This is a genomic window from Methylomonas rivi (assembly GCF_024505165.1).
GTDB classification, from domain to species: domain Bacteria; phylum Pseudomonadota; class Gammaproteobacteria; order Methylococcales; family Methylomonadaceae; genus Methylomonas; species Methylomonas rivi.
Window position 1 is genome coordinate 1 of the sequence record NZ_JANIBK010000327.1, and the last position, 1,120, is coordinate 1,120.

Annotated in this window: 2 protein-coding genes; both read right to left on the reverse strand. The window is 59.4% G+C overall.

The features are described from left to right. Positions 1–273, reverse strand: a 273-nt coding sequence (locus NP596_RS21505; protein ID WP_305891845.1) for a biotin/lipoyl-containing protein, incomplete at its 3' end; no start/stop codon positions are given. A 25-nt stretch (positions 274–298) separates the two neighbouring features. After that, the coding region (locus NP596_RS21510; RefSeq protein ID WP_443192638.1) for a transketolase-like TK C-terminal-containing protein at positions 299–1,120 on the reverse strand (822 nt) is incomplete at its 5' end.

The window sequence follows — 1,120 nt, forward strand, 5'->3', positions numbered from 1 at the left end:
CGGCACCGATTCGGCGGGCGCGGGCGCCGCATCGCTGATTTCCACCGTGGCAATCAAGGTGCCTTCGGCGACTTTATCGCCGGGTTTGATATGCACGCTTTTGACGATGCCGGCCGCGCTGGAGGGCAAGTCCATGGTGGCTTTGTCGGTTTCCATCACCGCCAGGGTTTGTTCCACGGCCACCACGTCGCCGGGCTGGATTAATACCTCGACAATGTCGATTTCCGGCACGTTACCGACGTCGGGGACTTTTACTTCGATTATAGAACTCATATCGTGATTTCCGTTAGATCAGCCGTTAAATCAACCAAGGCGCGGAGACATCCGGGTTGATATTGTATTTGGCAATCGCCACTTCGACCTTGGCGGCGTCGAATTCGCCGGCTTGCGCCAAGGCATGCAGGGCGGCCACGGCGATGTGGTGTCTGTCCACTTCGAAGAAGCCGCGCAAATTGGCGCGGGTGTCGGAACGGCCGAAACCGTCGGTGCCCAGCACGGTGTAAGGCCGATTCACCCAAGGCCGAATCTGCTCGGCAAACACCCGCATGTAATCGGTGGCGGCAATGACCGGGCCGGTGGTGTCGCCCAGGCAGCGCTCGACATGCGAGATCCGCGGTGTTTCGGTCGGATGCAGGCGGTTCCAGCGTTCGCAGCTTTGGCCGTTTCGGCCCAGCTCGGTAAAACTTGGACAGCTCCAAAGGTCGGCATCCACGCCCCAGTCTTCGTGCAGCAGTTGGGCGGCGAAAATGACTTCGATGAAGATGGTGCCCGAGCCCAACAGTTGTACTCTGGATTTATTGCTTTTCGGACCTTTCTTGAACAAATACATGCCTTTCAGGATGTCGGCTTCCGCGCCTTCCGGCATGGCGGGTTGCTCGTAGTTTTCGTTCATCAGGGTGATGTAGTAGAAAATGTCCTCCTGATCCACGTACATCCTGCGCAAGCCGTCCTGAATGATCACCGCCAGCTCGCAGGCGAAGGTCGGGTCGTAGGAATAGCAGTTCGGTACCGTGGCCGACATCAAGTGGCTGTGGCCGTCTTCGTGCTGCAAGCCTTCGCCGTTCAAGGTGGTGCGGCCGGCGGTGCCGCCCAGCAGGAAGCCGCGGGTGCGCTGGTCGGC